At 48.3% G+C, this 6904-nt stretch carries 9 protein-coding genes and 1 pseudogene; all 10 read left to right on the forward strand.

Annotation, left to right across the window (positions count from 1 at the left end):
• Positions 1–211: pseudogene (locus tag IJJ71_RS01380) on the forward strand (hypothetical protein); the annotation flags it as partial.
• Positions 212–244: 33 nt separating this feature from the next.
• Positions 245–622, forward strand: coding sequence for a putative quinol monooxygenase (locus tag IJJ71_RS01385; RefSeq protein ID WP_296844870.1), 378 nt, complete (start codon positions 245–247; stop codon positions 620–622).
• Positions 619–1626, forward strand: a complete 1008-nt coding sequence (locus tag IJJ71_RS01390; RefSeq protein ID WP_296844871.1) for a DUF362 domain-containing protein — start codon at positions 619–621, stop codon at positions 1624–1626. The genes IJJ71_RS01385 and IJJ71_RS01390 overlap by 4 nt, the downstream gene beginning before the upstream one ends.
• Before the next feature lie 29 nt (positions 1627–1655).
• Positions 1656–2207 carry a flavodoxin gene (locus IJJ71_RS01395; protein ID WP_296844872.1) on the forward strand — a complete coding sequence of 184 codons (552 nt, stop codon included), beginning with the start codon at positions 1656–1658 and terminating at the stop codon, positions 2205–2207.
• Between the two features lie 9 nt (positions 2208–2216).
• On the forward strand, positions 2217–2543 hold the full coding sequence (locus IJJ71_RS01400; protein WP_296844873.1) for a carboxymuconolactone decarboxylase family protein: 327 nt from the start codon (positions 2217–2219) through the stop codon (positions 2541–2543).
• Positions 2536–2964, forward strand: coding sequence for a cupin domain-containing protein (locus IJJ71_RS01405; RefSeq protein WP_296844874.1), 429 nt, complete (start codon positions 2536–2538; stop codon positions 2962–2964). Before IJJ71_RS01400 ends, IJJ71_RS01405 begins: the two co-directional genes overlap by 8 nt.
• 133 nt (positions 2965–3097) lie before the next feature.
• Positions 3098–4507 carry a flavodoxin gene (locus tag IJJ71_RS01410; RefSeq protein ID WP_296844875.1) on the forward strand — a complete coding sequence of 470 codons (1410 nt, stop codon included), beginning with the start codon at positions 3098–3100 and terminating at the stop codon, positions 4505–4507.
• Positions 4508–4537: 30 nt separating this feature from the next.
• The gene (locus tag IJJ71_RS01415; protein WP_296844876.1) at positions 4538–5137 is read left to right on the forward strand and encodes a sugar O-acetyltransferase; all 600 of its coding nucleotides are present in this window, start codon (positions 4538–4540) and stop codon (positions 5135–5137) included.
• A gap of 16 nt (positions 5138–5153) precedes the next feature.
• A complete protein-coding gene (locus tag IJJ71_RS01420) occupies positions 5154–5891 on the forward strand; it encodes a DUF4405 domain-containing protein (RefSeq protein WP_296844877.1) in 738 nt (245 codons plus the stop codon).
• A 165-nt stretch (positions 5892–6056) separates the two neighbouring features.
• Positions 6057–6866: an aldo/keto reductase gene (locus IJJ71_RS01425; RefSeq protein ID WP_296844878.1), complete on the forward strand. Its 810-nt coding sequence runs from the start codon at positions 6057–6059 to the stop codon at positions 6864–6866.
• The last annotated feature ends 38 nt before the right edge of the window (positions 6867–6904 follow it).

The following is a 6904-nucleotide window of genomic DNA, read 5'->3' on the forward strand; positions in this document are numbered from 1 at the left end:
CAAGGGAACAAAGAATACAGGAAACATCGGCATTATCGCGTCCTATGATCCGGTTGCAATTGACCAGTGTTCTGTTGATTTTGTAGCAGAAACTGCAGAAACGGCTGAACTACGTGCCCAGTGGGAAGAAACACATCAGGTGAAAATGCTTGAATATGCGGAGAACTTGGGCTGCGGCAGGCGCAATTATCGGCTTGTGGAAATCAAATAGTTTCAAATACTTAAGTTTAGCTGAGGAGGAACAATGAAAAAATCGGCAGTCCTATCATTTTGCATGGCTCTTTTTGGCTTTGCTCCGTTGCACGGCAATGACCAGATAACCATAAACATCCGCTACAAAAGTCAGAATGGCGGAGTCAGAAAATATGTCGAGGAAATGGAGTCCAGCGGTATTGCAGCACAGATTCGGGCCGTGAAAGGCTGTCTCGGCTACGATTATTTTTATCCTGCCGACGACTCTGACAGCCTGCTTCTTATCGACTCTTGGGAAAACCCGGCGGCACTTGAACGCTACCATAGTTCCCCTGCAATGAAAGAAGCAGAGGCTTTACGCGAAAAATACGGCTTGACAAACCGCACAATCAAAATCTTCAAACCTGCTGAACAGGAGAAAAAACAATGAAAAAATCACTTTTGAAAACTTTTGCATTTGTCGCTCTTGCGGCGATTTCCGCATCTGCGTTCGCAAAAACAAATCCAAAGGCCGCGACCTACAAGACCCATGAGGTTGCGGACAAATCAGCTCCCCTAGTCTATTTTATCCGCGAAATTACGCCGGAGGCTCTGGTCAAAGTCTACAAGGCTACCGGCTACGAGGCCAGCGGCAAGGTGGGCGTAAAGGTGAGCACCGGCGAAAGCGAAAACTCAAATTACCTGCGCCCTGCCCTCATCAAAAATCTGGTGAAGGACGAGCTGAACGCCACGATTGTGGAGTGCAACACGGCTTATGGCGGCGGACGGAGCAACAACATTGACCACATGAAAATCGCCCGCGACCACGGCTTTCTGGATGTGGCAAACGGATTTGACCTGCAGGACTCGGAAGGCTACATGACACTTTCGGTAAAGGGTGGCGTGCGGATTAAGGAAAATTATGTGGGAAGCCATTTCAAGAACTACGACACCTATCTGATTCTTTCGCACTTTAAAGGTCACGCCATGGCGGGCTTCGGCGGTGCAATCAAAAATCTTTCAATCGGATTCGCCTCTGGAATGAGCGTGGAAAAATCGGGCAAGGTGCAGATTCATTCCGGCGGCACAAAAACAAAAGGCTCAATTTGGGGAAGCCAGGAGCCCTTCCTTGAGGCCATGGCCGAGGCCGCAAAATCAGTTTGCGACTACATGCAGGGCGGAAAAGGAATCGTCTGCGTGAACGTAATGAACCGAATCAGCGTCGACTGTGACTGCGACGCGAATCCCGCCGAGCCTGACATGCACGACATAGGAATCCTTGCAAGCCTCGACCCGGTGGCTCTGGACCAAGCCTGCGTTGATTTAATCTACACAGCAAAGGACGGCGGCAGCGTGGTAGAACGCATCGAAAGCCGCAACGGCCTGCACACGCTTGAACACGCAGAAAAAATCGGCTTCGGCAGCAGGAACTACCGGCTGGTGGAGATTAAGTAGAAAAGAAAATCATTTTATAGGAGACAATTATGAAAAAACTTATTTTTACACTTTTACTTGGAGGCTTTATTATGACAGGAGCATTTGCTAAGACAGCGTTTGTATATTTCAGCGCAACTGGCACTACCGAACGCATGGCAAAAAATGCCGCAGAGGCAATGGGCGCAGATATTTTTGAAATCCAGCCGGTTCACAAATACACCGACGCAGACTTAAACTGGCACGACAAAAAATCCCTGACCACAATCGAATGTAACGACCCGAAAAGCCGCCCTGCAATAAAGGCTGTGGTTTCATCCGGCACAGGCTCTGCTTTTGACATCGCAGGCTACGACACAGTCGTTCTCTGCTACCCGATTTGGTGGGCTTACGCTCCGAAAATAGTCTACACCTTTACAGAAAGCCAGAACTGGTCAGGCAAAAAAATGATTACACTTTGCACAAGCGGCGGCAGTGGACTTGGTCGCAGCGGAAGTGATTTGTCAAAGTTTGCGAAAGATATGGACTTTAAGGGTGGAAAAGACTTTACCCGCGGAAGCGGCACGGACATAAAAAAATATGTCGACGGGCTTTTGAAGTAGGAGGCTTTTATGCAAGAAAAAATTACGCAGACGGCGGGGCGCGACCAACTCGGCGATTTTGCCCCTGACTTTGCCCGCTTTAACGACGACATCCTTTTTGGCGAGAACTGGAACGGCAAAGGAATCGACACAAAGACACGATGCATCATCACGGTAGTGTCGCTCATGTCACAGGGAATCACTGACTCGTCGCTAAAGTACCACCTGGAAAACGCCAAGAGCCATGGCGTTACAAAAGAAGAAATCGCCGCAATCGTAACCCACACGGCGTTCTACGCAGGCTGGCCAAAGGCTTGGGCAGTGTTCAGACTGGCAAAAGAGGTTTGGAATGACTAAGGAAGAATTCAGCAAAATCGACGCTTTCGGTATTGGTGAGCCAAACACGGCTTTCGCACAATATTTTGTGGGCGAATCATTTTTGAAGCCGCTCACGGACATGAAGGCTGGTGAGATTCCGATTTTCAACGTGACATTCGAGCCGGGCTGCCGCAACAACTGGCACATTCACCACGCAAGCAAGGGCGGCGGACAGGTCTTGATTTGCACGGCCGGAAGCGGATGGTATCAGGAATGGGGAAAGCCGCCCGTGAGCCTAGAAGCGGGAAAGGTCATCGTCATTCCAGCCAATGTGAAGCACTGGCACGGCGCAAAAAAAGATTCCTGGTTCAGCCACATCACCTTTGAGCCTAACGGCGAGGGCACCAGCAACGAATGGCTTGAAAAAGTCAGCGATGAAGAATACGGAGTCTTGAAATAGCGCGCAAGGGATTGTAGTGGTGTGCGAAGCACATTGCGGATCGAAGCGAAGCGTAGAGTCGCAACGGAGCGTTAGCGTAGCCACGCAAAGCCCGACCCGAAGGGGTGCGCCCAAAAGTATAAACGGAGACATTATGAAAAAGATATTTTTTTCCATATTTATTACACTAGGATTGATTATGATGACCCATGCGGCAACATACAAGGCTCCAAACGCGGACTTCGTTCTAATAAAGGGCAGCTCTTTCACCATGGGAAGCCCGGAAAGTGAGGACTGGCGGAGCAACGACGAGACACAGCACAGCGTGACGGTCGCTTCGTTTTACATGGCAAAATTCGAGGTCACCCAAAAGGAGTGGCGGGAAATCACGGGGAAAAATCCCGGCACTTTTTCAGGCGATTCGCTTCCAGTTGAAAGCGTGACCTGGCTTGAGGCGGTGGAATTCTGCAACGCCCTCTCAAAACGCGACGGACGAACTCCTGTCTATACGGTTTCGGACGGCGGACGGGCAGTTTCATGGAACCGGGGGGCAAACGGCTACCGTCTCCCCACCGAGGCGGAATGGGAATACGCGGCCCGTGCAGGCTCAAACACGCCATTTTACTCGAAGAAAGTTCCGGGGGCTGACGATGTAAACTTTTACGGTCACTATCCCTATCAGATTGAACAGAACTATTTTAACGATGAGGTTCTGGAAACGAGACCCGGCGTATACCGGGGAAGGACCGTCGCCGTGGGCAGCTTCAAGCCGAATCCTAACGGCTTGTATGACATCTACGGCAATGTGGGTGAATGGTGCTTTGATTATTACGGAAAGTACGGAAAAGCAGCACAGACAAATCCCACGGGAGCAGAAAGCGGAAGTCGTCGTGTCTACCGAGGAGGCGGCTGGAATGACTTCGGAAAGAATCTGAGGAGTGCCTACAGGGCAGCCCTTCAGCAGACCAGTGCGGCATACAATGTGGGCTTGCGTCTTGTCCTGAACGCTGACGACTCCGTGCAGGGAACTGTGACGACAAAGGAAGCGGCGGCGGCTAAAAATGCGAAATCTGCAGGGAACGAAAAAACTCTCATCATATTCTACAGCTGGAGCGGAAACACGCGCGGAGTTGCAAAAGAAATCCAGCGACAGACAGGATTTGACACGGTGGAAATCGAACTTGAACATCCTTATTCGACAAATTATAATACCGTCTTGAATGAGGCTCAGCGCGACCAGCACAAACAGGCACGCCCCGCCCTCAAAACAAAAATCGATTCAAAAAAATGGGCGGAATACGGCAGAATCATCATAGGCTATCCCAACTGGTGGGCCAGCATTCCAATGCCCATTGCCAGCCTTCTCGAATCCTATGATTTTTCCGGAAAGACGATTCTTCCCTTCTGCTCCCACGGCGGAGGCAGGTTCGGGCAGAGCATCACCGCCATTTCAAAACTCGCCCCGAATGCGAAAATCGGTGACGGTCTTTCCGTGCATTATTCGGGCGGCTCATCCCTTTCAAAAGATGTGGCAAAATGGCTTAAAAAATGCGGAATAAAATAGGCTGGTAAAAAACGGAGTGAAATAATAAAAATGACTGAATACGAAAAAGCACAGAATGGATTTTTGTACGATGCAAACTATGACAGTGAATTAGGAAAACTCAGGCTTGACTGTGCGGAAAAATGCTATGATTTTAATATGTGCCGCCCAAGTGATTTTGAAAGTAAGAAAAAAATCATGGACAACATAATCGGAATCATTAGAGGAAGTTATCTTATTACACAGCCTTTTCACTGTGACTATGGAAAGAACATAACTTTAGGCGACAAATTCTATTCAAACTACAACCTTACGATTCTTGACGGAGCAAAGGTGACCTTTGGTGACAATGTTTTTATTGCTCCGAACTGCGTTTTTTCCACAGCAGGCCATGCCATAGACACCGAGCAGAGAAACAAAGGACTTGAAATCGCCCTGCCCATTACCGTTGGAAACAATGTCTGGTTTGGGGCAAATGTTACGGTCCTTCCTGGAGTTACAATCGGCAGTGATGTGGTGATTGGAGCCGGAAGCCTTGTAAACAAAGATATCCCTGACGGAGTGATTGCAGCAGGAGTTCCCTGCAGGGTGATACGAAAAATTACAGAAGAAGACAAACATAAATATCCAATATACTCTGAAAAAGATTGATTAAGGAGAAGATTCAATGATTAAGACACAGAAAATCCGTATGATTATAGACATCTCCATGACACTTCTTTCAATCATCCTTATGGGGGGCACGGTACTTTTTCCCAATGACAAGGTGCATCAGATTTTGGGGATGGCACTGCTTGCGCTTTGGGCGGTGCACATCGCGTTGAACAGGAAGTGGTATGGAGCGGTTCTCAAGGGAAAGTACAATCCCTACCGCATCATGCAGACCGTGGTGAACTTCGGAATCCTGCTGTGTGCAATCCTGCTTGCCGTGAGCGGCATGATGATGGCCTGGTTCGTCCCCGAAACGGTCAGCGTTCCCCTCGGCTTCGCGAGGACGGCGCACCTTGTCAGCTCCCACTGGTACTACATCTTCATGTGCGCCCATTTGGGAATGCATGCAGGGATGATTGCAAATAAGATTAGGCTCAGCCGTACCCAGCAAGAATGTCATTCCCGTACCCTGACACGGGAATCTCCAGACAAGGCGAAGAGAATAAAGGCGATTGCTGCAAAAGTTCTTCTAACCCTAGTCTGTGTCTATGGAATCTATGCGTTTATTGTACGCGGTGTGGGAAAATACATGTTCCTGCGCCAGCAGTTTTTCTTTTTGGATTTGGAAAAGGGCTATCTGATTTTTGCCTTGGATTATCTTTCAATTCTTGTTTTGATTGCCACTGCGTCCCACTGGCTTGGAAAAGCACTCAGAGCATGGAACAGCGGCATAGCCGTACCGCTTGCGGTATGAAGCGAAAAGCAGAACTGAGCAAAGCCCAGCCACCACGAAGTGGTGGAAATGCAAAGAAAAATAAAAAGTATAAAACGCCTTCGGAGAATATAAAAAATGGTTAAGATGCTATTATTTTCACTTTTATTATCCTCTTCATTTCTTTTCGCCAAGGAGCCTCCCAAAATGAAAAAACTAAATTCAGGCTACGAAATGCCTGTGCTCGGACTCGGTACCTGGACCCTTACAGGTCAGACCTGCGAGGATGCCGTGTACGCTGCCCTCAAATCTGGTTACCGCCTCATAGACACTGCAAAATACTACGGCAACGAAAAGGAAGTGGGCTCCGCAATTGCCCGTGCAATAAAAGACGGAATCTGTACGCGGGAAGAAATTTTTGTCACCACAAAACTTGTCCCTTGGTCACGCAGTCCCAATGCTGACATTGATGACTCCCTGCAAAAACTGGGGCTTTCCTACATCGACCTGGTTCTTCTTCACCAGCACGGCTCGGATTCGGGGGATGATGCGGTCTACTTGGCGATGATTCGTGCAGCAAAAGACGGAAAAATCCGCTCAATCGGAATCTCAAATTTTTACCCCGAAAAAAACGTAAGCCATTTTATAAATGATTTTGAAATTCCTCCGGCTGTCATACAAAACGAAAATCACCTCAAATATCAGAACAACTCTTTAAGAGACTGGGCTGCAAAAAAAGGAATCTACATAGAAAGCTATTATCCTTTCGGCGGTCGCGGTCACACAGCAGAGCATCTGAAAAATCCGCAGGTTCTTGAAATTGCAAAGAAACACAATAAAACCGCTGCACAAATAATTGTACGCTGGCATTTGCAGGCAGGATACATCGCAATACCGGGCAGCAGAAATCTTTCCCACATTGCAGAAAACTTTGATGTCTGGGATTTTCAGCTGACAGATTCTGAAATGAAAGAACTTACAAAACTGAATACTGGAAAACGGTACGAAAACTGGTAAACAAAAAGAGCATCTCGAAAAGTCTTACTACCGATTCC

The sequence above is a fragment of the Treponema sp. genome, from assembly GCF_017430385.1.
GTDB lineage: Bacteria > Spirochaetota > Spirochaetia > Treponematales > Treponemataceae > Treponema_D.